Raw genomic sequence first — 20,828 nt, 5'->3', positions numbered from 1 at the left:
GGGCATCATGTTTTGGGCCACTGCATGCAAGAGGTACGTCATGAATCCCCCCGTTCCCGTTAACGTTCACTACCATAAAAAAGCCCGCCAGCTGGAGCTTGCCTACCGCGGCGGCGAAACCTACCGCGTGGCGGTGGAGCTTTTGCGCGTCTGCTCGCCGTCGGCCGAGGTGCGCGGCCACAGCAATGAAGAAGCCGTGCTGCAGGTGGGTAAAAAAGATGTCGGCCTCAAAGACATCACCCCGGTGGGCAACTACGCATTGAAGCTGCACTTTGACGACGACCACGAAAGCGGGCTTTACACCTGGCAATACCTTTACGATCTGGCCAGCCGCCAGGACGCCTGGTGGCAGGACTACCTGGACCGAATGCACAAGGCCGGCGCCTCGCGCGCGCCGCTGGGCATCGAAATCAAGCAGGTATAGCCCCGAGGCGCCGGCACTTCGCCACGTACGACCCGAAGGGGCGCAGACAAGCCGGGGCGGACAAGGCTACAATGGCGCCAGTTTCTTCTGCGGCGGCCCGCCAGGCAAGGCCGCCTTACCGTCTCGACTTCCGGAGCCACTCCATGAGCCCCACGGAAAAACGCACCGCCAACCACGCCCCGGGCGACGGCGATCAAACCACGGACTTTGGCTTTCAGGACGTGCCACGCCACGAAAAAGCCTCGCGCGTCGCGGACGTCTTTCACTCGGTCGCCGCCCGCTACGATGTCATGAACGATTTGATGTCCATGGGCATTCACCGCCTGTGGAAGCGTTTAACCCTTGAGCGCTCGGGCGTGCGCCCCGGCCATCGGGTGCTGGATATCGCCGGCGGCACCGGCGATTTAACGCTGAAGTTCTCGCGCATGGTCGGCCCCCGGGGGCAGGTGATACTCGCCGACATCAACGCCTCGATGCTCGGCGTGGGCCGCGACAAGCTCATCGACAGCGGCGTGGGCGGCAACGTCGACTACGTGCAGGCCAACGCCGAGTGCCTGCCGTTTCCCGACAACCACTTCGACTGCATTACCATCGCCTTTGGGCTGCGCAACGTCACCGACAAGGCCGCCGCCCTGCGCTCCATGCAGCGGGTGCTAAAACCCGGCGGACGCCTTTTGGTGCTGGAGTTTTCCAAACCCCAAAGCGAGCTGCTGTCCAAGGCCTACGACGAATACTCCTTTCGCGTACTGCCGCGGATGGGCCAGCTGGTAGCCGGCGACGCCGACAGCTATCGCTATCTGGCCGAGTCCATTCGCATGCACCCGGATCAAAAAACGCTCAAGGACATGATGGAAACCGCAGGCCTTGAACGGGTGGAATACACCAACCTCACCGGCGGCATTGTCGCGCTCCACCGCGGAATCAAGCTATGACGCGCCCTTCCAACATGACGGCAACGCCTGCGCTGATGCTGGCCGGCATTGAACGCGCGATCAACGCCCTGCTGGCCCGAGACCCGGCCGCCCCCGGCCGCCTGGAAGCGCTGGCCGGCAGCCGCCTGCTCGTTCGTCTGGAGCAGCCGCGCCTGGCGCTGATGCTGCACTTTCATCGCGCCGGGATCGACCTTGCCCACGCCAGCGATGACGCCGACTGCGAAGCCTCCGCCGACGCCGTGGTGGAGCTGACCCCGGAAACCCTGTCGCGCTGGGCCGGCGGCGAAAGCCTTGAGCGGCTGATGTTTTCCGGCCGGCTTTCCCTGCGCGGGCGCACCCACCTGCTGGAAGCTGCCCAGGCGCTGTTCACCGATCTCGACATCGACTGGGAAGGCGAGCTTGCCGGGCTGCTCGGCGACACGCCCGCCCATTCGCTGGCCGAAGGGCTGCGCCGGGTCGCACGCTTTGGCCTGCGCGCCAAAGACGAGCTGCTCGCCGACGTGGCCGAATACGTGTTCGAAGAGGCCAGGCTTCTGCCCGGCCGCCGCCAGCGCGAAGTGCTGCGCGACCACCTCACCGAACTGGACGTCGCCACCGACCGGCTGGAAGCCCGCTTTGCCCGGCTGCAGCGGCTGCTGGCCGAGCGCGAGGGCCGGGTATGAGCCTGCGACTGATACGTATCGGCTGGGTCATCGCCCGCCACCGGCTGGACACTCTGGTGCCGTTTGCGCGCCTGCCCTGGTGGATGCGCGCGCTCACCTGGCTTTCACCGCTGCGGCTTTTTCCAGTAGGCCCGCGCAGCCGCGGCGAGCGTCTGCGTCTGGCGCTGGAGGCGCTGGGGCCGATTTTTGTCAAGTTCGGCCAGATGCTCTCCACCCGACGCGATCTGCTGCCGCCGGATATTGCCGACGAGCTCAAGCGCCTGCAGGACCAGGTGCCGCCCTTCCCCGGCGAGGCCGCCGCGGCCCGGGTAGAGGCCGAGCTGGAAATGACCCTGGCCGAGGCCTTTGCCCACTTCGAGCGTGAACCGCTGGCCTCGGCCTCCATCGCCCAGGTGCATGCCGCCCGGCTGCACAGCGGCGAAGACGTGGTGGTCAAGATCATCCGCCCGGGCATCGACCGCGTGATGCGCCAGGACATGGCGCTGATGTATCAGCTCGCCAAGCTGCTCGCCCGGGTGCCCGAGGCCCGGCGGCTGCGTCCGGTAGAAGTCATTCGCGACTACGAGGCCACGCTGTTTGACGAGCTTGACCTGTACAAGGAAGCCGCCAACACCTCCCAGCTCAAGCGCAACTTCAAAGACTCGCCGCTTTTGTTCGTGCCCGCCATCTACTGGGCCTTCACCCGGCGCAAGGTCATGGTGCAAGAGCGCATTCGCGGCGTCCCGGTGGCGGATACCGACACCCTGCTGGCCCGGGGCACCCACCTCAAGACCCTGGCCGAGCGCGGCGTGGAGATCTTTTTTACCCAGGTGTTTCGCGACAACTTCTTTCACGCCGATATGCACCCGGGCAACATCTTCGTCAACTGCGACGACGGCGAGAACCCGCAGTACGTGGCCATCGACTGCGGCATCGTCGGCAGCCTGACCCGAGAAGACCAGGACTATCTGGCGCGCAACCTGCTGGCGTTTTTCCGCCAGGACTATTACGAAGTCGCCGCGCTGCACATCGAATCCGGCTGGGTCGGCGAAGGCACACGGGCCAACGAGTTTGCCGCCGCCATTCGCACCGTGTGCGAGCCGATTCTGGAAAAGCCGCTCAAAGACATCTCCTTCGGCCAGGTGCTGCTGGGGCTTTTCCAGACCGCCCGGCGCTTCAACATGGAAGTCCAGCCCCAGCTGGTGCTGCTGCAGAAAACCCTGCTCAACATCGAAGGGCTGGGCCGCCAGCTCTACCCCGATCTTGATCTGTGGAGCACCGCCAAGCCCTACCTTGAGCGCTGGATGAAAGAGCGTGCCGGCGTGCGCGGCCTGTGGGACTCGCTCAAGCGCCAGGCCCCGGAGCTTTCCACCCAGCTGCCGGAGCTGCCGGCTCTGGCCCACCAGACACTGAGCCGGCTGGAAGCCAGCGACCGCCAGCAAAGGCGACAAAGCCAGGCCGTAAGCGACATGCGCCGGCACATGCAGCGCCAGGGCAAGCGTCAGCACCGGCTGCGCCTGGGGCTGATCATGCTCGCCGCGGCCCTTGCCTGGCAGCCGCTGGCGGGCTGGGCCGCCGGGCAGGACTGGCCGGTGCTTGCCGCCGCCGCCATCGGCCTTTTGCTTTTGGCCTGGTAGCCGGCGAGCCGCCAAGCTGATGCGCATCAAGAAACGCAGCGCCTATTTCTCTTACGCTACACAACGGATACGTCGCCATGACCACCACGCCGACCCCGGATTCCCGTCTCGCCACCGACACCGTGCTCGACGCCCTGACTGCGGTACTCGACGCGCGCCGCCATGCAAGCGCCGACGACTCCTACGTCGCCGCCTTGCACTGCAAGGGGCTGAACAAGATACTGGAAAAAGTCGGCGAGGAAGCCACCGAAACGCTGCTTGCGGCCAAGGATGCCGGACAGAGCAACGACGCAGCGGCGCGGCAGGCACTGGTCGCCGAGACGGCGGATCTATGGTTTCATAGCCTGGTCATGCTCTCGCATCTGGGGCTGGATCACCGCTCCGTGCTCGACGAGCTGGCACGCCGGTTCGGCGTCTCGGGGCACGACGAAAAAGCCGCTCGCACGGGCGGGTAGCCATTCGCCACCGCCCAAGGTTATTTGGGCATTCGTTAACGAGGACACGCATATGCTAGGCGGTATCAGTATTTGGCAGCTGCTCATTGTGCTGGGCATCATTATTCTGATTTTCGGCACCAAAAAGCTGCGCAACGTCGGCACCGATCTCGGCGGCGCCGTCAAGGGCTTTAAAAGTGCGATGCACGAAGAAGAGAAAAAAACCGATGAGGACGACGCCGACACGCCCCAGGCCAAGGTACGCCACGACGACGATACAGCGGGCAACACCTACGACGTCGAGGCTCAGGAAAAGAAACCGGAAAACAGCAACGAGCGCAGCTAACCCATGCTGGATATCGGCTTTCTCGAACTGCTGATCATCGCCGTGGTGGGGCTTTTGGTACTCGGCCCCGAGCGGCTGCCCCGGGCGGCTCGAACCACGGGCATGTGGGTCGGCAAAATAAAGCGCACGGTGTCCGGCATGCAGCGCGAGATCAGCGCCCAGCTGGAAGCCGAAGACCTGCGGCAAAAACTCGACGAGCAGCAGAAAAAACTCGACGACAGCCTCACCCGGGCCAAACAGGACGTGGAAAGCCTGGCCGATGCGCCCGGCAAGCAGGCCCGCCAGGTAGAGCGCCAGGCCGCGGACGCCTCGGCCCGGCTGGATGACGCGCTGGAAACCCTGCGCGAAACGCCGGCCGACACCGGCGGAAACGAGAAAAAGGACGAAACATCATCATGAGCGATGGTTCGCAAAAGCAGGAAACGAACCGGCAGGCAGGCGCCGCCCAGGCCCCGCTGATCGAGCACCTGGTCGAGCTGCGTTCGCGGCTGATGCGGGCCGTTATTGCCATCGTGGTCATTTTTCTCAGCCTGTACGCCTTTGCCAACGATATCTACGGCTTTGTCGCCGAGCCGCTGATGGCGCTGCTGCCCGAAGGCGCGCAGATGATCGCCACCGAGGTGGCCTCGCCGTTTCTCGCCCCGTTCAAGCTCACGCTGGTGGTGGCAGTGTTCATTGCCATCCCCGTGGTGCTGCATCAGGCCTGGGCCTTTGTCGCGCCGGGCCTTTACGACAATGAAAAGGCCCTGGCGATACCGCTGCTGCTGTCCAGCGTCGGGCTTTTTTACGCCGGCGCGGCGTTTGCCTACTACGTGGTGTTTCCGCTGCTGTTTTCGTTTTTTACCCAGGCAGGGCCGGACAACATTACGGTGATGACCGACATCAATCAGTACCTCAACTTCGTGCTGAAACTGTTTTTTGCCTTTGGCGTCGCCTTCGAGATTCCCATTGCCACCTTTTTGCTGATTCTTTCAGGCGCCACCACGGTCGAAAGCCTCGGCCGCAAGCGCCCCTATATTCTGCTGGGCTGCTTTATCGTGGGCATGGTGCTCACCCCGCCGGACGTGGTTTCCCAGAGCCTGCTGGCCGTGCCCATGTATCTGCTCTACGAAATCGGCCTGCTGTTCGGCCGCCTGTTCGGCAACCGCCAGGTACGCCGCCGGGCCAACCGCCAAGACGCTGACTAAAACGCCGCGCCGGGCATGCCCGCCCGGCCGTGCAAAAGTTGGCAGCGGTTTATACCCGGCCGAGGGTTCACAGCGCCTTGCAACAGCCGACTGCTCGGCTTTTGCCGGGTATACTGCCGGTGAAACGCTTTTTTACCCTACCGCTGGAGGCTTTCTTGACTACGTTCACCCCGCGCGATTTTCCTGCCACTCGCATGCGCCGCATGCGCCGGGACGACTTCTCTCGCCGGCTGATGCGCGAAAATACCCTTACCGCAGCGGATCTGATTTTGCCGGTGTTTGTCATGGAAGGCGAAAATCAGCGCCAGGCCGTGCCCTCGATGCCCGGCGTTGAGCGTTTGACGCTGGATCTTTTGATCGAGCAGGCCCGGGAGGCCCACGCGCTGGGCATCCCGGCGCTGGCGCTGTTTCCGGTGATTGAAGCCGACGGCAAAACCCTGCACGCCGAAGAGGCCTACAACCCCGAGGGGCTGGTTCAGCGCAGCGTGCGCGGGCTCAAGGCCGCCGTGCCGGAGCTGGGCATCATCACCGACGTGGCGCTGGACCCCTACACCAGCCACGGCCAGGACGGCATTCTCGACGATACCGGCTACGTGCAAAACGAGCCCACGGTCAAAGCACTGATCAAGCAGGCGCTGTCCCACGCCGAGGCCGGCGCCGACGTGGTCGCCCCGTCGGACATGATGGACGGGCGCATCGGCTCGATCCGCCAGGCGCTCGAACAGGACGGGCTGATCCACACCCGCATCATGGCCTACAGCGCCAAGTACGCGTCGAGCTACTACGGCCCCTTCCGCGACGCCATCGGCTCGGCGGGCAACCTCGGCCAGGCCGACAAGCGCACCTACCAGATGGACCCGGCCAACGCCGATGAAGCGCTGCACGAAGTCGCCATGGACATTCGCGAAGGCGCCGACATGGTCATGGTCAAGCCCGGCATGCCGTATCTCGACGTGGTGCGCCGGGTGAAAGACGAGCTTGCCGTACCCACCTTTGCCTATCAGGTCAGCGGCGAGTACGCCATGCACCGCGCCGCCTTCGACAACGGCTGGCTCGACGCCGACAAGGTGATTCTGGAATCGCTCGCCGGCTTCAAGCGCGCCGGCGCCGACGGTATTCTCACCTACTTCGCGCTGGACGCCGCCAGGCTGCTGGCGAAGTAGCAGGCCGACTCAAGCCAGCGCCTACCCTGTCGCGGGCTGCCCGCAGCAAGAAAGCCGGCCATATCGTGGCCGGCTTTGCTGTTAGTAATTGAAGCGGGGCTTGTTACACCGTGGCGGCGCCTTCCTCGCTTGGTGCTTTGGCGCGCTGGCGCAGCGTCTCGGCCGCCTTGACCATGTTGGCCAGCGCCGGCTCAACTTCCTCCCAGCGCCTTGTTTTCAGCCCGCAGTCCGGGTTGACCCACAGCCGCTCGGCGGGAATGCGCTCGGCGGCTTTCTCCATCAGCGTCACCATCCAGTCTATATCGGGCAGGTTGGGGCTGTGGATATCGTAAACTCCGGGGCCGATCTCGTTGGGGTAGGCAAAGTTCTGGAAGGCGTCCAGCAGTTCCATGTCCGAGCGCGAGGTCTCGATGGTGATCACATCGGCGTCCAGCGCGGCAATCGCGCCGATGATGTCGTTGAACTCCGAGTAGCACATGTGCGTGTGGATCTGGGTGGCGTCGGCAACGCTGGACGCGCTCAAACGAAAGCTCTCCACTGCCCAGTCAAGATACGCCTGCCACTCGGCCCGGCGCAGGGGCAGCCCTTCGCGCAGGGCCGGCTCATCGATCTGGATGGCCCGGACGCCGGCGCGCTCAAGGTCTACCACCTCGTCGCGCAGCGCCAGGGCAATCTGGCGGCAGGTGGTCGCGCGCGGCTGGTCATCGCGCACAAACGACCACTGCAGAATCGTCACGGGGCCTGTGAGCATGCCCTTCATCGGCCGGTCGGTGAGCGACTGGGCGTACTCGCTCCAGCGCACGGTCATCGGCGCCGGACGCGCCACGTCGCCGAAGATCACCGGCGGCTTCACGCAGCGCGAGCCGTAGCTTTGCACCCAGCCAAAGCGGGTGAAGGCAAAGCCGTCGAGCTGCTCGCCGAAGTATTCCACCATGTCGTTGCGCTCGGCCTCGCCGTGCACCAGCATATCGATGCCCAGCGCTTCCTGGCGCGCCACGGCGTAGGCGATTTCGGCGCGCATCCGCGCTTCGTACTCGGCGGTGCTCAAATCACCGTTTTTGTGCGCGCGGCGGTCGGCGCGAATATCCCCGGTCTGGGGAAAAGAGCCGATGGTCGTCGTCGGATACAGCGGCAGCGAAAGCGCCTCGCGCTGGGCCTTGGCACGCGTGGCGTAGGGCGCGCCGCGCCGGCTGTCGGCAGAGGTAACGGCGGCCAGCCGCGCGGCCACCGCCGGCCGGTGAATGCGCGCGGATGCGCGGCGGGCCTCCAAAGCGCGGGTGGCATCGGCCAGGCGCTGCTCGTCGTCGGCGGTGGCGCGGCCGTCGAGCAGGCGAGCAAGCGTGACCGTCTCGTCAAGCTTTTGGCGGGCAAAGGCCAGCCAGCTCTTGAGCTCGCCGTCCAGGTCGGTTTCGGCACCCACGTCCACCGGCACGTGCAAAAGCGAACAGCCGGGGGCCAGCCACAGGCGATCGCCCAGGCGCGCTTTCAGCGGCTGAAGGCGCTCGCGCAGGGCGGCCAGATCGGCCCGCCAGACGTTGCGCCCGTCGATTGCGCCAACGGACAGCACCCGATGCGGGCCGATGCGATCGACTACATGGTCCAGCTCGCCCGGGGCGCGCACGGCGTCCACGTGAAGGCCGGCCACCGGCAGACGCGTGGCTACCGAAAGATTATCGCCCAGCCCGCCAAAGTAGGTCGCCAGCAGAATCTTCACCGCGGCGGCCTGCAGGCGGTTATAGGCGCGCTCGTAGGCCTGCTGCCACTCGGCGGGCAGATCCTGCACCAGCGCCGGCTCGTCAAGCTGCACCCACGCCACGCCCTGCTCGGCCAGCCGGGTGAGCACGGCGGCGTAGACATCGACCACGCCGTCGAGCAGCTCCAGGCGGTTGAACGCGCCGCCCTTCTCCTTGCCCAGCCACAGCCAGGTCACAGGCCCGGTCAGCGCGACCTTGGGGGTAAAGCCGGCGGCCTGGGCCTCGGCGACCTCGTCGAACAGCCGCGTGCTGGCAAGTGTAAACGTCTGGCCCTGGTGCAGCTCAGGAACCAGGTAGTGATAGTTGGTATCAAAATATTTGGTCATCTCGCAGGCGGCCGCCGGCTCGCCGCTGGGTGCGCGGCCCCGGGCCATGCGAAAGGCGGTGTCCAGCGCCACCTCGCCCTGCTCGACCTCGGCGGCGGCGTTAAAGCGCTCGGGCACCGCGCCCAGCAAAACAGAGACGTTGAGCACCTGGTCGTAAAAGGCGAAGTCGCCGACGCTTGCGAAGTCCAGCCCGGCGTCGCTTTGCGCCTGCCAGTGGGCGGCGCGCAGCTTTTGCGCCTGCTGCTCAAGCGCCGCCTGATCCAGATCGCCCTTCCAGTAGGCTTCGGTGGCTTTTTTCAGCTCGCGGAAGGCACCGATGCGCGGATAGCCCAGAATATGAGAAACTGTCATGCAATATGTCCTATAGCGTGAATGCGTTGCCAATTGACCTTGCCGACAAGTTTGCGTGCCGCTAAAAAGTGAATCAAACTAATCTTTTTAATAATAATTATGAATAAAACTCAGCCTTGTCTTTCCACCGGATACGTATGGCCCCCATGATTGAGCTTCGTCATCTTCGTACTCTGCTCGCCCTGCGCGATACCGGCTCGCTGGTGGAGGCCGCCGAGCGCGTGCATCTGACCCAGTCGGCGCTGTCGCACCAGCTCAAGGATTTGGAAAACCGCATCGACAGCGCGCTTTTCGTGCGTAAATCCCGCCCGGTAGCGTTCACCCGCACGGGCACCCGGCTGCTGGCGCTGGCCGAGCAGGTGCTGCCCCAGGTACGCGCCGCTGAACGCGACGTGGCAAGGCTTGCCGGCACCGAGCACGGCCGGCTGCACATGGCCATCGAGTGCCACAGCTGCTTTCAGTGGCTGATGCCCACGGTGGATCATTTTCGCGATCACTGGCCGGAGGTGGAGATTGATATTCCCACCGGCCACCATTTTGACCCGCTGCCGGCGCTGGCCCGAGAGCAGCTGGATCTGGTGATCACCGCCGATCCCCAGCCCATTGAGGGCATTCACTACGCGCCGCTGTTTCGCTACGAGGGGCTTTTGGCCGTGGCGCGCCAGCATGCGCTGGCGCGCCAGCGTTGCGTCCATCCCGAAATGCTGGGCGACCAGACCCTGATCACCTACCCGGTCGAGCAGTCCCGGCTTGACGTCTTTACCCAGTTTTTACGGCCGGCAGGCGTTGCCCCCGCGGAAATCCGCACAGCAGAGCTGACCATTATGATGATGCAGCTGGTGGCAAGCGGGAGAGGCGTGTGCGCGCTGCCCAGCTGGGCGCTGACCGAATACCTGGAGCGCGACTACGTCAGCGCCGTACCGCTGGGCGAAGGCGGCATGTGGAGCACGCTTTACGCTGCCCTGCGCGAAAACACCCGCGAAGCGCCGTGGATGCAGGATTTTTTACGCACCGCGCGGGACACTTCCTTTGCGGTGCTGTCAGGCATCAGGCCGGCGGATGGCGACGCGGCAGTATCAGCGTAAAGCGCGCGCCGCCCAGAGCACTGCTGGCATCGACGCTGACGCTGCCGCCGTGGCCGGCCATGATCTTTTGCACAATGGAAAGCCCCAGCCCGTAGCCGCCGGAGCTGCGGGTGCGGCTGGTATCCAGCCGCGCGAAAGGCTTGAACACGTCTTCGCGCACCTCAGCGGGCACGCCGGGGCCGTCGTCTTCAACGTCAATGCGGACCAGCTCCGGCTCGCCGGTCAGCGTCACGGCCACACGGGAATAGCCGTAGCGACAGGCGTTGCTCACCAGGTTCTGCAGCGCCCGCTGCAAATAGCGCGGCTCGGCCTGCACCGCCATCTCCGGCCCGTCCGCCAGCTCCAGCGTCAGGCCCGGATGCAGCGGCGCGAGGGTATCGATCACGCGCTCGGCAAGCGCCCGGCATTCCACCCGGGCGGTTTCCATCTCGGGGCCGCCCACGGTCTGGCCGCCCAGCCGGGCAAAGGTGAGAATTTCGTCAATCAGCTCGTCAAGCTCGCCGATGTCGGCATCGATACCCTGAATCTGGCGGCGCACCGCCGGCTCTGCGGTCATGTCCTCGACCATCTGCGCGGCAAAGCGGATGCGCGCCACCGGCGTGCGCAGCTCGTGAGACACCGCACGGATCATTTCCTGCTGGCCGCGCAAAAGCGCCTGTACCTGGCTTGCCATCCCGTTGAACGCCATGCCCAGCCGGCCCATGAAATCGCCGCTTTCCACCTTGACCCGGGTTTCCAGCCGCCCGCTGGCAATGCGCGCGGCGGCCAGCTCCAGGCGCGCCAGGCGCAGCTCGATACGCCGCATGATCAGATAGATACTCAGCGAAAACGCCAGCAAAAGCCCCATGAGCAGCGGCAAATTAAGATTGAGCGCCAGCGAGCCGCCGCGGGTCATCGGCCCCATCTTGACCCAGCGCGCCTCGCCGGGCAGCGGCGCCCAGAACGTGACCGCCAGCTGCTCGTGCGTCAGCCGGGTGACGACCTGTCCGCGCGCCAACGCGTCGCGCTGGGCAGACGACAGGCCCCGGGGCGGGCGCCTGTGCAGCGATACCGGCCAGCTGCCCGACGCCAACCCTGAAAGCCGCTGGCTGCGCTGGCCGGCCGGCAGCCCGGCCAGCCACTCGCCCAGCAGCTCGGCGGTGGCGTGCCACTGTTGCTCGCTCCAGCCGTCAAACCGGGCCGTCAGCAGCCAGGGCGAATCCGGCAGGCGTTTGCGCAGCACCCAGGGCGATTCGCTGGCCAGCACTTTGCGCTGTGTCAGCCGGGCGCGGGCAAAATATCCCGGGGCGGCCGCGTCCAGTCGCGCCAGCTCCAGCGTCATGCCCAGCCGCTCGCCGAGCGTTGCCAGGCGCGGGCTGCGCTGTTCGGGCGGCAGCGCGGCCAGCCGTTCCGCAACCAGCGACATGGGCAGCGCGGCCAGCTGCTCGCGGTAGTCTTCTCGGCGAATCTGCTCGATCAGCGCCCGGCCGCCCAGGGCAACCAGCACAACGGCCAGCAGCACCGCGGCGAGCAGCAGATAAAAGCGGATAAACGAGCCGCGGTCGATCATCCAGCGCAGCGGGCGCTTCTCGCGACAGCCGGGCCGGGCTGCGGCGTCCGTATGGGGTGCATGGCGCATATAGCGGCGCGATCAACCGTCCTTGACGAACAGGTAGCCTTTGCTGCGCACGGTCTTGATCCGGTGCGGCTGGTTGGGGTCGTCGCCGATCTTGGGGCGAATGCGCGAGACGCGCACGTCAATGGAGCGATCCTGGCCGTCGTACTTGATGCCGCGCAGCTCGTGGAAAATCTCTTCCCGGGTCAGCACGCGGCCGGCATTGCTGGCCAGAAGCCACAGCAGATCAAACTCGGCGCTGGTCAAGTCGATACGCTCGCCGGACAGCCAGGCCTCTCGGGTGGCGTGGTCGATGTCCAGGTTCTCAAAGCGCAGGCGCTCTTCACCGCTGGCCGGGGCGCTGGCATCGGCGCGGCGCAGCAAAGCCCGCATCCGCGCCAGCAGCACCCGCGGCTGTACCGGCTTGAGCATATAGTCATCGGCGCCCATTTCCAGGCCCAGCACCTGATCGAGATCATCGGTGCGCGCGGTCAGCATCATGATGGGGCCGGCGTAATGGGGCCGCGCCCGGCGACAGATGGCCAGGCCGTCTTCGCCGGGCAGCATCAAATCGAGAATAACCAGATCCGGCTGCAGGCCGGTAATGCGCTCAACGCCCTTGCCACCGTCGGCTTCCAGGGTGACCCGAAAGCCGTTGGTTTCCAGGTAATCGCGGGTCAAATCGGCAAGCCGCCGGTCATCTTCGATGATCAGCACGTGCTCTCGCCCGGCATAGTCCACGCCGCTGGCGTGTTGAGACCCAAGCGTTTGAAACTGTTTTTCCAGATGATCGACCATGTGTACTCTTGACTCTGCTCGGGTAAAAGTGTGTTGCGGCTACCCGCCAATAGGAATAACAGCGACGGCATCACCGCTTTGGGATGACGTCGTCGATGGGATATCGCAAAATGATGGTAGCGTCCGCTCGGTGGCCGTCAAGCAGCGCTCGCCGGCCAACCGCTGACGGTTCAATCGTTGACGGCTCAGCCGCTGATAGAAAGGACAACTGTATGACACAGCGCAAACCTAAAAGCGTGATCAAACGCGTCTACGTGCCCGCCCAGGTGCAGGATTTGCCCAACGGAGAGCGGCGCAGGATTCCCGGGCACTACGTTCCCGGCCATTCCCGCCTGTCGGACAGCGGCCACGATACCGATCGCTGACAAACGCCGCCCGCCATGTTACCGCTATACGGCCCCGATGTTACACCGGTGCCGGCCGGCGCTACGCAAAAGGCAGGCTAAAAAGCCTGCCTTTCAGCGCCTGGCGCTGGTCGCTATCCCTTGGGGCCCAGCAGCAGCCAGATAAGCAGGCCAAACAGCGGAAAGAACAGCAGCACCAAAATCCACAGCAGCTTGGCCAGCCCGCCTGCCGGGCTTTTCGCCACCTTGATGATGGCCCAGACGACGATGATCAGCCAGATAAGGCCCAGCAGTCCACCTACTTCAATGCCCATGACGGCTCCTTGGCGGGTTGACGTTATCGGTGGGCCAAGCTAAGCACAGCCGTGGCCTGCGCACAAGACGGCGGGCGGATCGCTCAGCCTTGACCGCGCGGCTCGGGCAGCGTCAGCACCATCTTGCCTTCGCGTATTTCAATGGCCAGATGGCGCAAGAAACTCATGCCCAGCAGCACCGTGTCGCCCTGCATGTTGGGGCTGACCGAGCCTTGCACGTTGCGCATGCGAATACCGCCCAGGCTTACCGAATCCAGATCCACCAGCGCGCCCTGCACGCGCCCGTTGGCGGTGTTGAACCAGACGCGCCGGCCGCGCTCAAGCCCGAGGCTGTCGACAAGCCCGGCAGGCACCGCCACATAGGTAGCGCCGGTATCCAGCAAAAAGGTGACCGGTACGCCGTTGATTTCCCCCGGCGCGCGAAAGTGCCCGGCCCGGTTGCGCTCAAGGGTCAGCGGCGTGCTCGTCGCCGCCGAGGTAACCACCCGGGCATTGGGGTTTTGCAGCGCTTCCAGGCCGCCTTTCAGCCACCAGGTACCGCCCACCATCAGCACCACCCAAAACAGCAGCATCATGACCAGGCCGGTGCGCTGTGTTCCTGCCCGTCTTGTCATGTCGCCTCCTGTACGCCCGCCGCGCCGGGCGACGACCATTGCCGGGCAGCCGCACGCCCCCGCGCTTCGTCGACGCGCGTACAGATCAGCATCGCGGCGATAAACAGCGCCGCACAAAGCAGGATGGACCCGGCAAGCCCCACCAGCATCTGCAACACGCCCAGCAGCACGATACCCAAAACGCCGGCCAGCTTGTTGGCCAGCCCCCAAAAGCCAAAAAGCTCGGCGGCTTTCTCCCGGGGCGAGAAAAGCCCCACCAGGGTACGGCTGGCCGACTGGCTGGAGCCCAGACTGGCACCGGCCAGACACCCCACCACCAAAAACACGTGCTGCGCCTGCCAGGCGCGCCCAAAAGTGCCGTTGAGCCACGCCGTCAGCGCCGGTGTGGCCCAGATGGCAGCGATCGCGGCCACCCACAGGGCAAGCGTCAGCTGGTAGGTACGCTTGCCGCCCAGCCGATCCTGCAGGGCGCCGAAGCCCACGGCCCCGCCGGCGGCGGTGATCTGCACGATGATAAACATCCCGTTGCGCACCTGCGCGTCCCAGCCGATCACCTGAGCGCCGTAGATAAAGGCAAAGGCAATGATGATGTACACCCCGGCCATGGAAAACAAAAGCGACACCAGAAACCGGCTCAGGTCTTTAAAGTGGCGCAAATCACGCCAGGTCGCCAGCATGCGCCGGCGCGCCAGACGCCCGTAGCCAACCGCAGCGGGCTGCGGCACGGCGCGTTCTTTCAGCCAAGCAAAGGTCGGCATGGCCGCTAGCAAAAAAAAGCCGGCGGCAAAGGGGCCAACAAAGCGGATGCGGGCAAAGTTGTCGGCGGTGGCCTCGCCCAGCACCAAAAGCGTGAAACCCGCGGCGAAAAGCCCGCCCAGATAGCCCAGCGCCCAGCCGAAGCCGGAAATCCTGCCCAACGCCGAAGGCGGGCCCAGCCCGGGCAAGAACGCGGCAATGAACGACTCGCCCATGGAATAGGCGTAGTTGGAAACCACAATCAGGAAAAAGCCCAGCGCCACATAGCCCGGCGCGACAAAGTACAGCATCGCAGTCGAGATCACGGTGGCCACATAGCTCCACCGCAGAAAGCGCTTTTTTTCCGCGCGGCAGTCCATGATCGCCCCGCACAGCGGCGCGCTCACCACCACCATCAGATAGCTCAGCGAAAGCGCCAGGCTCCAGAGAAAATTCGCCAGCCGGTAGCTGCCTTCGTGCTCGCCGACGATCACCGTGGTGAAAAGCTCGCCGAACACCACGGTGATGATCAAAAGCGTATAGGCCTGATTGGCAAAATCGAACATCGCCCAGCCGACAATCTCCCGGCGCGGGGCATAGCCCTGGCGGGCGGGCGCCGAGCATGGCCCGGCGCGGCGGGCATAACGTTCAGGCATGGCCGCTCCCAGAGTAAAGGCAAAAATGCGCTACAGCAGCCAGTGTGCCAGCACCGCCGCGCTGCCCACCGCCAGTGCGGTGATGACCGCTACGGTCACCGCCGTATTCAGCCAGCGGTCCAGCCGGGACGCCTCCAACCGCCGGCGCCCGGCTCGGCGGCGTCTCGCACCGCGGCGCGTACGTTGTATTGGCAAAGCGCATCCCCGCTAACATGGCCCGCTGATTCGGCCCGTGGCGACAAAGACCGGTCACTTAGCGATTGATACGCCGGTTGACCACGCTGGGCGCGCGCCGCAGGCGTTCTTCCTCGCCGAGCTGATCGGCCTCGAAGGCGTCGGCCCCCACCGGGGTCTCGCCGTGGCGGCGATACAGCTGGGTCAGCATCGCCCGGCGGTCGGCGCGCAGCTCACGCAAAAGCACCACCACCATCATGTAAAGAATGAAGGTAAACGGCAGCGCTGAAAGCACAGACGCGGCCTGCAGCCCTTCAAGCCCGCCGGCCACGATCAGCGTAAGGCAAATGGCCGCAATCAGCACGCCCCACAGCACGCGCTTGTACAGCGGCGGGTTGATCGAGCCGTTGTCGGTCATCTGGGCGACGATATAGGAGGCCGAATCCGCCGAGGTCACCAAAAAGATAAAGATCAGCCCCATCGCCATGACCGAGAGCACGCCGGAAAACGGCATCAGCTCGAACATTTCAAAAAGTGCCACGGTGATATTGTCCTGGGTGGCCTGGGCAAGCCCCACGTCCGCGCCGCCAAGCTCCATGTGCAGCGCCGCCCCGCCGAACACGCCGATCCACAGGCAGGCCAAAAGCGGCGGCACCAGCAGCACGCCGAACACGTACTCTTTAATGGTGCGCCCGCGGGACACCCGGGCCACAAAGGTGCCCACAAACGGTGACCAGGCAATCACCCAGGCCCAGTAGAACACCGTCCAGTCGTTGCCCCAGTTGCTGTCCTCGTAGGGTGCGATGCGCAAACTCATACTGATAAAGTTCTGCAGGTAGTCACCGATGCCCAGGGTAATGGTTTCAAGAATGGCAACCGTGGGCCCGCTCACCAGCACGTAGAACATCAAAGCGATGCACAGCGCCATGTTGAGGTTGGACAGACGCTTGATGCCCTTGTCCAGCCCCGACCAGGTCGAGGCCATATAGGCGCAAAACATCACAAACAGAATAATAAACTGCCACCAGCCGTTTTCCGCCAGGCCGAACACCGCGTTGAGCCCGCCGTTCATCTGCAAAACGCCAAGCCCCAGCGAGGTGGCCACGCCCATCACCGTGGCCACCACGGCAAACACGTCCAGCCAGGAAGCATACGGGCGCACGCGCGGGTATTTGGCCGTCACCGAGGACAGCACCGACGACACCAGCCCCGCCTGCCCCTTGCGGAACTGGAAGTAGGCGATAATCAGCCCCACTACGGAAAACGCCGCCCACTGGTGAATGCCCCAGTTGAAGTAGGTGTACTGAATGGCCAGCCGCGCGGCGGCCACGCTTTCCGGCGCTTCGTCGCCGTAGGGCGGCGTCATATAGTGCGACATGGGCTCGGCCATGCCGTAAAACACCAGCCCCACGCCGAAGCCTGCCGCCAGCAGCATGCTCACCCAGGAAAAAAAGCTGTAGTTGGGCGTGCTGTCCTGGGGGCCCAGGCGCACCTTGCCGTACTTGGAAAACGCAAGCCCCAGCAGAAACACCACAAAACCGAACACCGAGAACAGATAAAACCAGCCGAACAGCCGCGTAATGCTGCCCAGCGCCGTCTGAGCGGCGCGGCCGAAATCTTCGGGAAACGCCGCCCCGACCAGCACCAGCCCGAGGATAATCGTCGCCGAGGCGATAAACACCGTCCTCCCGCCGTGGTCTGCCATCTTGTCTCCTTAGCTTTGCGTTATCCCATCGCGCTATATCTCATCGCACTACATCCCATCGCGCTATATCCCATCGCGCTAAATCCCATCGCACTGCGGCGCGGTTGGCCTGTACCCACCGCGGCCTGTAATCATACCGCGGACTCTACCAGCTAAACTGCACGCTGCATAAGCCATCCCGGATGCAGCAAACGCCTCCCCTGTCACGCAGGCCGCGCCTGAGCGCGGCGCCGCGGGTGAACTCCCGCGCCGTATAGTGTTCTACTGGACAGACCCATACGCCTTATTATCGCGCCTTCAGGAGAGCTTCATGACACAGCGTAGTACGCGCAACGCCGCCTGGCAGGCGGCCCAGCAGTGGCGCGCCAGGGCCGCCCAGTCGCGCCCGGCGGGCTTGGGGGGCAGCATCAAGCTGTTTTTCACTTGGCTTTTATTCGGCGCGCTGATGATCGTCGCCCTGATGCTCGGCCTTGTGCTGGTACTGATCGGCTGGGCGATGATGCCCTTTATCCGCCACAGGATGAAAAAGCGCATGGAGGCCATGCGCGCCGAGCAGGCCACCGACATCGGCGGCGGCCCCTATCGCGAGTCCCGCCGCCCCCACGACGCGCTGGAAGGCCGCTTTGACGTCAAGGACGACGACCCCGGCGCGCGCTAAGCCCGGTCCCGGCCGTCGGAATCGGCCGGCGGCGCCAGAAAGCGCGCCCAGAGCGCCTTGACAGCGCGGCGGTGGGCGTCAAACGTGCCTTCTGCAACGCGCGCCCTGTCGCCGGTCAGCGCCGCCCGGTGGGTGGTGCTGCGGTAGGCCAGATAGGCCTCGCGCAGGTCCTGCGCCTGGTCGTCGGGCAGATGGCCGCTTTTTGCCAGCGTGTCAAGAATGCGTACGCTGTCGCTGTAGGCCAAAAGCGCCGGCGCCTCAACGCTTAGCGCCAGCACCGCGTACTGGCAGAGAAACTCGATGTCCACCATGCCGCCGGCGTCTTGTTTGACGTCAAACGTCGCCCGGGTGCGGCTGCCCAGGTGGGCGCGCATCTTGCGGCGCATCTTGACCACGTCGTCGCGCAGCGCACGGCGGTCTCGGGGGCGGCCCAGCACCTCCCGGCGCACGGCGTTGAACCCCTCGGCCAGAGCGGCATCGCCGGCCACCACCCGGGCGCGCACCAGCGCCTGGTGCTCCCAGGTCCAGGCGCTGGTGCGCTGGTAGTCGGCATAGGCGTCAAGCGAGGTCACCAAAAGGCCGGCGTTGCCCGACGGGCGCAGGCGCATATCCACATCGTACAGGCTGCCCGCCGGGGTCACCGCGGTGAGCAGGTGGATCATGCGCTGGCCCAGGCGGGTGAAAAACACCGAGGCGTCCACCGGGCGGCGGCCGTCCGTGGCGCCTTTGGTCGCACGGTGCAAAAACACCAGATCAAGATCCGAGCCGTACCCCAGCTCAATGCCGCCCAGCTTGCCGTAGCCGACGATCAGAAAGTCCGGCACGTCGCGGCCGATGCCCGGCGGTACGCCGTGCTTGCGCACCAGATGCTTCCAGGCCATGGCCAGCACCGCATCGAGAATCACCTCGGCGATGTAGGTGAGATAGTCGCTTACGTTCATCAGATGGCGGGTGCCGGCGATATCCGACGCCGCGACGTGGAGCGTCTGGGCGTGCTTGAACACGCGCAGCGCTTCCAGCTGGGCTTCCTCGTCGTCTTCGGGCAGGCGGTTCAGGGTCTGGCGCAGCTCGTCGGCCAGGCGCGCCTTGCTCGCCGGGGTATACAGCGACGCCGGGGTCAAAAGCTCGTCGAGCAAAATCGGGTAGCGCGCCAGCTGATCGGCAATCCACGGGCTTGCCGCGCACAGGCGCATCAGGTGCTCAAGCGCCTGGGGGTTTTCTCGCAGCAGCGCGAGATAGGCCGTGCGCCGCAGCACCGCCTCGATCAGCGGCAGCACCCGGGGCAGCGCGGCGTCCGGGGTGGGGTTTTGCGCCAGCGCGTCGAGCAAAAGCGGCATCAGCGCGTCAAGGCGCTCAAAGCCGATGGCCTGCATGCCCTGCACCGCGCGGGAATGGTGCAGTCGCTCAAGGCGCTTGCGCGCCTCGGCCGGGTCATCAAAGCCTGCTTCAGCCAAACGGCGCTGGGCGTCTTCGGCGCTCAGCTCGCCGCGCCACAGCCGCCGCCACTGCTCAAGCCCCGGGGTATCGCTGTCGTCCTCTACTTCGTCTTCGGGCTCGGCAATCACGTCGTCAAAATAGTGCTGGATGCGCTCGCGGCCTTCCCCCAGCCGCGTCATCACGCCTTCCCAGCCGTCAAAGCCCAGCGCCAGCGCGACCTGCGCTCGGACCACCGCGTCGTCGGGCAGGCGCTGGGTCTGGCGGTCGTCCAGCGCCTGCAGGGCGTGCTCCAGATCGCGCAGAAAGGCGTAGTCCGGCAGCAGCTCGTCCACCGCTTTCTGGGGCAGCAGGCCCAGCGCCGGCAGCCGGGTGAGCGCGGCGCGCAGGGAGGTCTGCTGCAGCTCGGTGTCGCGGCCGCCGCGAATCAGCTGAAACGCCTGCACCACAAACTCCACCTCGCGAATGCCGCCGGGGCCGAGCTTGACGTTGGTTTCCATGCCCCGGCGCTTGACCTCGCGGTGGATCATGGTTTTCAGCCCGCGCAGGGATTCAATCGCGCCAAAGTCCAGATATTTGCGATACACAAACGGACGCAGCCCGCGCAGCAGCTCAGCGCCGCCGACCACGTCGCCGGCCACCGGGCGCGCCTTGAGCATGGCGTAGCGCTCCCACTCGCGGCCCTGATCCTGATAGTAGGCCAGAAGCGCGGCAAAGCTGCCCACCAGCGGGCCGCCGTCGCCCAGCGGGCGCAGGCGCATATCCACGCGAAAGGCAAAGCCGTCGGCGGTCACGCTGTCCAGCGCGGCGATCAGCTTTTGGCCGATTTTGGTGAAATATTCCTGGTGGGCCAGCGCCTTGCGCCCGCCGCGGGTTTCGCCGTCTTCGGCGTAGGCGAAAATCAAATCGATATCCGACGACAGATTGAGCTCGCCGGCCCCCAGCTTGCCCATGCCCAGCACTACCAGCCGTTGGGCCGAGCCGTCTTCGCAGGGGGCGGGGCGTCCCCAGCGCGGGGCGTAAAACGCCTCCAGCCAGGCAAGCGTGGCCTCAAGGCTGACCTCGGCCAGCGCGGTCATCGCTGCCGTGGTGTCCCAGACGTCGTAGCCGTCCGCGCGGTTCAGGTCGCGCCAGATAATCCCCAGCATGCGCGCCTGGCGAAAGCGCCGCACCGCGCGGTACAGAGACTCCTCGTCGTCGGCCTGGGCCAGCGCCTTTTCCAGCCGCTGCGCCAGAGCGGCGCGGGCCGGCGCGGCGTCCAGCTCGCCGGTGGCCAAAAGTTCGTGCAAAACGACCGGGGTGCGCACCAGCACGTCCAGCGCAAAGCTTGAGATCGTCACCGTGCGCACAAGCGCCGCTCTGCGCGCTGCGGGCAGCGCCTGCCATGCGGCCAGCGCGGCATCGTCACAGGCCATGTGCGCCAGCGTCTGGTTCAGGCGCTGGCACGCCTGGGCTGCGGTGTCCTTGAGCGCTTCGGGCAGGCCTGCCCGCGGCAAAACATCATCGTCCAACACGTTGTATG

General features: G+C 65.3%; 21 protein-coding genes. 12 read left to right on the top strand and 9 right to left on the bottom strand.

The genetic code is table 11. From position 1 onward, the window contains the following. Window positions 1–40 precede the first annotated feature (40 nt). From ABD654_RS08905 to hemB, 9 genes are all read left to right on the top strand, one after another. Window positions 41–424 carry a gamma-butyrobetaine hydroxylase family protein gene (locus ABD654_RS08905; protein ID WP_344704383.1) on the top strand — a complete coding sequence of 128 codons (384 nt, stop codon included), beginning with the start codon at window positions 41–43 and terminating at the stop codon, window positions 422–424. Window positions 425–567: 143 nt separating this feature from the next. Then, window positions 568–1,356 (top strand): bifunctional demethylmenaquinone methyltransferase/2-methoxy-6-polyprenyl-1,4-benzoquinol methylase UbiE, encoded by a 789-nt coding sequence (ubiE, locus tag ABD654_RS08900; protein WP_344704381.1) that lies wholly within the window; start codon window positions 568–570, stop codon window positions 1,354–1,356. A 14-nt stretch (window positions 1,357–1,370) separates the two neighbouring features. Continuing rightward, window positions 1,371–2,018: a ubiquinone biosynthesis accessory factor UbiJ gene (locus tag ABD654_RS08895; RefSeq protein ID WP_344704453.1), complete on the top strand. Its 648-nt coding sequence runs from the start codon at window positions 1,371–1,373 to the stop codon at window positions 2,016–2,018. After that, on the top strand, window positions 2,015–3,634 hold the full coding sequence (gene ubiB / locus ABD654_RS08890; protein WP_344704379.1) for a ubiquinone biosynthesis regulatory protein kinase UbiB: 1,620 nt from the start codon (window positions 2,015–2,017) through the stop codon (window positions 3,632–3,634). Before ABD654_RS08895 ends, ubiB begins: the two co-directional genes overlap by 4 nt. 77 nt (window positions 3,635–3,711) lie before the next feature. Next, window positions 3,712–4,089 carry a phosphoribosyl-ATP diphosphatase gene (locus ABD654_RS08885; RefSeq protein WP_344704377.1) on the top strand — a complete coding sequence of 126 codons (378 nt, stop codon included), beginning with the start codon at window positions 3,712–3,714 and terminating at the stop codon, window positions 4,087–4,089. A gap of 52 nt (window positions 4,090–4,141) precedes the next feature. Beyond that, on the top strand, window positions 4,142–4,414 hold the full coding sequence (tatA, locus tag ABD654_RS08880) for a Sec-independent protein translocase subunit TatA (protein ID WP_344704375.1): 273 nt from the start codon (window positions 4,142–4,144) through the stop codon (window positions 4,412–4,414). Window positions 4,415–4,417: 3 nt separating this feature from the next. Continuing rightward, a complete protein-coding gene (gene tatB / locus ABD654_RS08875; RefSeq protein ID WP_344704373.1) occupies window positions 4,418–4,813 on the top strand; it encodes a Sec-independent protein translocase protein TatB in 396 nt (131 codons plus the stop codon). Further along, window positions 4,810–5,601, top strand: coding sequence for a twin-arginine translocase subunit TatC (gene tatC / locus ABD654_RS08870; RefSeq protein WP_344704369.1), 792 nt, complete (start codon window positions 4,810–4,812; stop codon window positions 5,599–5,601). The genes tatB and tatC overlap by 4 nt, the downstream gene beginning before the upstream one ends. 155 nt (window positions 5,602–5,756) lie before the next feature. After that, window positions 5,757–6,764, top strand: coding sequence for a porphobilinogen synthase (hemB, locus tag ABD654_RS08865; protein ID WP_344704367.1), 1,008 nt, complete (start codon window positions 5,757–5,759; stop codon window positions 6,762–6,764). A gap of 103 nt (window positions 6,765–6,867) precedes the next feature. Here the strand turns inward: hemB and metE are convergent, their stop codons facing one another. Continuing rightward, a complete protein-coding gene (metE, locus tag ABD654_RS08860; RefSeq protein ID WP_344704365.1) occupies window positions 6,868–9,195 on the bottom strand; it encodes a 5-methyltetrahydropteroyltriglutamate--homocysteine S-methyltransferase in 2,328 nt (775 codons plus the stop codon). Between the two features lie 146 nt (window positions 9,196–9,341). Here metE and ABD654_RS08855 point away from each other — a divergent pair, with 146 nt between their 5' ends. Further along, the gene (locus ABD654_RS08855) at window positions 9,342–10,280 is read left to right on the top strand and encodes a LysR family transcriptional regulator (RefSeq protein ID WP_344704363.1); all 939 of its coding nucleotides are present in this window, start codon (window positions 9,342–9,344) and stop codon (window positions 10,278–10,280) included. On the opposite strand, the gene ABD654_RS08850 is transcribed toward ABD654_RS08855, so the two are convergent. Continuing rightward, window positions 10,243–11,898: an ATP-binding protein gene (locus ABD654_RS08850; protein WP_344704361.1), complete on the bottom strand. Its 1,656-nt coding sequence runs from the start codon at window positions 11,896–11,898 to the stop codon at window positions 10,243–10,245. The two genes, ABD654_RS08855 and ABD654_RS08850, sit on opposite strands and share 38 nt — an antisense overlap. A gap of 12 nt (window positions 11,899–11,910) precedes the next feature. Further along, a complete protein-coding gene (locus ABD654_RS08845; protein ID WP_344704359.1) occupies window positions 11,911–12,672 on the bottom strand; it encodes a winged helix-turn-helix domain-containing protein in 762 nt (253 codons plus the stop codon). Between the two features lie 212 nt (window positions 12,673–12,884). On the opposite strand from ABD654_RS08845, the gene ABD654_RS08840 reads away from it, so the two are divergent. Then, window positions 12,885–13,037: a hypothetical protein gene (locus ABD654_RS08840; RefSeq protein ID WP_344704357.1), complete on the top strand. Its 153-nt coding sequence runs from the start codon at window positions 12,885–12,887 to the stop codon at window positions 13,035–13,037. Between the two features lie 113 nt (window positions 13,038–13,150). On the opposite strand, the gene ABD654_RS08835 is transcribed toward ABD654_RS08840, so the two are convergent. From ABD654_RS08835 to ABD654_RS08815, 5 genes are all read right to left on the bottom strand, one after another. Further along, window positions 13,151–13,330 (bottom strand): PLDc N-terminal domain-containing protein, encoded by a 180-nt coding sequence (locus tag ABD654_RS08835; protein WP_344704355.1) that lies wholly within the window; start codon window positions 13,328–13,330, stop codon window positions 13,151–13,153. A gap of 83 nt (window positions 13,331–13,413) precedes the next feature. After that, window positions 13,414–13,944 (bottom strand): retropepsin-like aspartic protease family protein, encoded by a 531-nt coding sequence (locus ABD654_RS08830; RefSeq protein WP_344704353.1) that lies wholly within the window; start codon window positions 13,942–13,944, stop codon window positions 13,414–13,416. After that, window positions 13,941–15,335: an MFS transporter gene (locus ABD654_RS08825; protein ID WP_344704351.1), complete on the bottom strand. Its 1,395-nt coding sequence runs from the start codon at window positions 15,333–15,335 to the stop codon at window positions 13,941–13,943. The genes ABD654_RS08830 and ABD654_RS08825 overlap by 4 nt, the downstream gene beginning before the upstream one ends. A gap of 30 nt (window positions 15,336–15,365) precedes the next feature. Continuing rightward, a complete protein-coding gene (locus ABD654_RS08820; protein WP_344704349.1) occupies window positions 15,366–15,530 on the bottom strand; it encodes a hypothetical protein in 165 nt (54 codons plus the stop codon). Between the two features lie 58 nt (window positions 15,531–15,588). Next, complete coding sequence (locus ABD654_RS08815; protein WP_344704347.1) at window positions 15,589–17,214, bottom strand: BCCT family transporter; 1,626 nt, start codon at window positions 17,212–17,214, stop codon at window positions 15,589–15,591. A gap of 310 nt (window positions 17,215–17,524) precedes the next feature. Here ABD654_RS08815 and ABD654_RS08810 point away from each other — a divergent pair, with 310 nt between their 5' ends. Beyond that, window positions 17,525–17,872: a hypothetical protein gene (locus ABD654_RS08810; protein WP_344704345.1), complete on the top strand. Its 348-nt coding sequence runs from the start codon at window positions 17,525–17,527 to the stop codon at window positions 17,870–17,872. Here ABD654_RS08810 and glnE read toward each other — a convergent pair. Next, a complete protein-coding gene (gene glnE / locus ABD654_RS08805; RefSeq protein WP_344704343.1) occupies window positions 17,869–20,820 on the bottom strand; it encodes a bifunctional [glutamate--ammonia ligase]-adenylyl-L-tyrosine phosphorylase/[glutamate--ammonia-ligase] adenylyltransferase in 2,952 nt (983 codons plus the stop codon). The genes ABD654_RS08810 and glnE overlap by 4 nt on opposite strands. Window positions 20,821–20,828: the final 8 nt, after the last annotated feature.

The sequence above is a fragment of the Halomonas cibimaris genome (assembly GCF_039537045.1).
Lineage (GTDB): Bacteria > Pseudomonadota > Gammaproteobacteria > Pseudomonadales > Halomonadaceae > Vreelandella > Vreelandella cibimaris.
The sequence above is the reverse complement of the archived record's forward strand: the minus strand, read 5'-3'. Positions and strand labels throughout refer to the sequence as shown.

What these genes read in the sequence shown, in the direction of transcription:
- ABD654_RS08905 (WP_344704383.1), top strand. Translation starts at nt 41, where the DNA reads ATGAATCCCCCCGTTCCCGTTAACGTTCACTACCATAAAAAAGCCCGC.
- ubiE (WP_344704381.1), top strand. Translation starts at nt 568, where the DNA reads ATGAGCCCCACGGAAAAACGCACCGCCAACCACGCCCCGGGCGACGGC.
- ABD654_RS08895 (WP_344704453.1), top strand. Translation starts at nt 1,371, where the DNA reads ATGACGGCAACGCCTGCGCTGATGCTGGCCGGCATTGAACGCGCGATC.
- ubiB (WP_344704379.1), top strand. Translation starts at nt 2,015, where the DNA reads ATGAGCCTGCGACTGATACGTATCGGCTGGGTCATCGCCCGCCACCGG.
- ABD654_RS08885 (WP_344704377.1), top strand. Translation starts at nt 3,712, where the DNA reads ATGACCACCACGCCGACCCCGGATTCCCGTCTCGCCACCGACACCGTG.
- tatA (WP_344704375.1), top strand. Translation starts at nt 4,142, where the DNA reads ATGCTAGGCGGTATCAGTATTTGGCAGCTGCTCATTGTGCTGGGCATC.
- tatB (WP_344704373.1), top strand. Translation starts at nt 4,418, where the DNA reads ATGCTGGATATCGGCTTTCTCGAACTGCTGATCATCGCCGTGGTGGGG.
- tatC (WP_344704369.1), top strand. Translation starts at nt 4,810, where the DNA reads ATGAGCGATGGTTCGCAAAAGCAGGAAACGAACCGGCAGGCAGGCGCC.
- metE (WP_344704365.1), bottom strand. Translation starts at nt 9,195, where the DNA reads ATGACAGTTTCTCATATTCTGGGCTATCCGCGCATCGGTGCCTTCCGC.
- ABD654_RS08855 (WP_344704363.1), top strand. Translation starts at nt 9,342, where the DNA reads ATGATTGAGCTTCGTCATCTTCGTACTCTGCTCGCCCTGCGCGATACC.
- ABD654_RS08850 (WP_344704361.1), bottom strand. Translation starts at nt 11,898, where the DNA reads ATGCGCCATGCACCCCATACGGACGCCGCAGCCCGGCCCGGCTGTCGC.
- ABD654_RS08845 (WP_344704359.1), bottom strand. Translation starts at nt 12,672, where the DNA reads ATGGTCGATCATCTGGAAAAACAGTTTCAAACGCTTGGGTCTCAACAC.
- ABD654_RS08840 (WP_344704357.1), top strand. Translation starts at nt 12,885, where the DNA reads ATGACACAGCGCAAACCTAAAAGCGTGATCAAACGCGTCTACGTGCCC.
- ABD654_RS08835 (WP_344704355.1), bottom strand. Translation starts at nt 13,330, where the DNA reads ATGGGCATTGAAGTAGGTGGACTGCTGGGCCTTATCTGGCTGATCATC.
- ABD654_RS08830 (WP_344704353.1), bottom strand. Translation starts at nt 13,944, where the DNA reads ATGACAAGACGGGCAGGAACACAGCGCACCGGCCTGGTCATGATGCTG.
- ABD654_RS08825 (WP_344704351.1), bottom strand. Translation starts at nt 15,335, where the DNA reads ATGCCTGAACGTTATGCCCGCCGCGCCGGGCCATGCTCGGCGCCCGCC.
- ABD654_RS08815 (WP_344704347.1), bottom strand. Translation starts at nt 17,214, where the DNA reads ATGGCAGACCACGGCGGGAGGACGGTGTTTATCGCCTCGGCGACGATT.
- ABD654_RS08810 (WP_344704345.1), top strand. Translation starts at nt 17,525, where the DNA reads ATGACACAGCGTAGTACGCGCAACGCCGCCTGGCAGGCGGCCCAGCAG.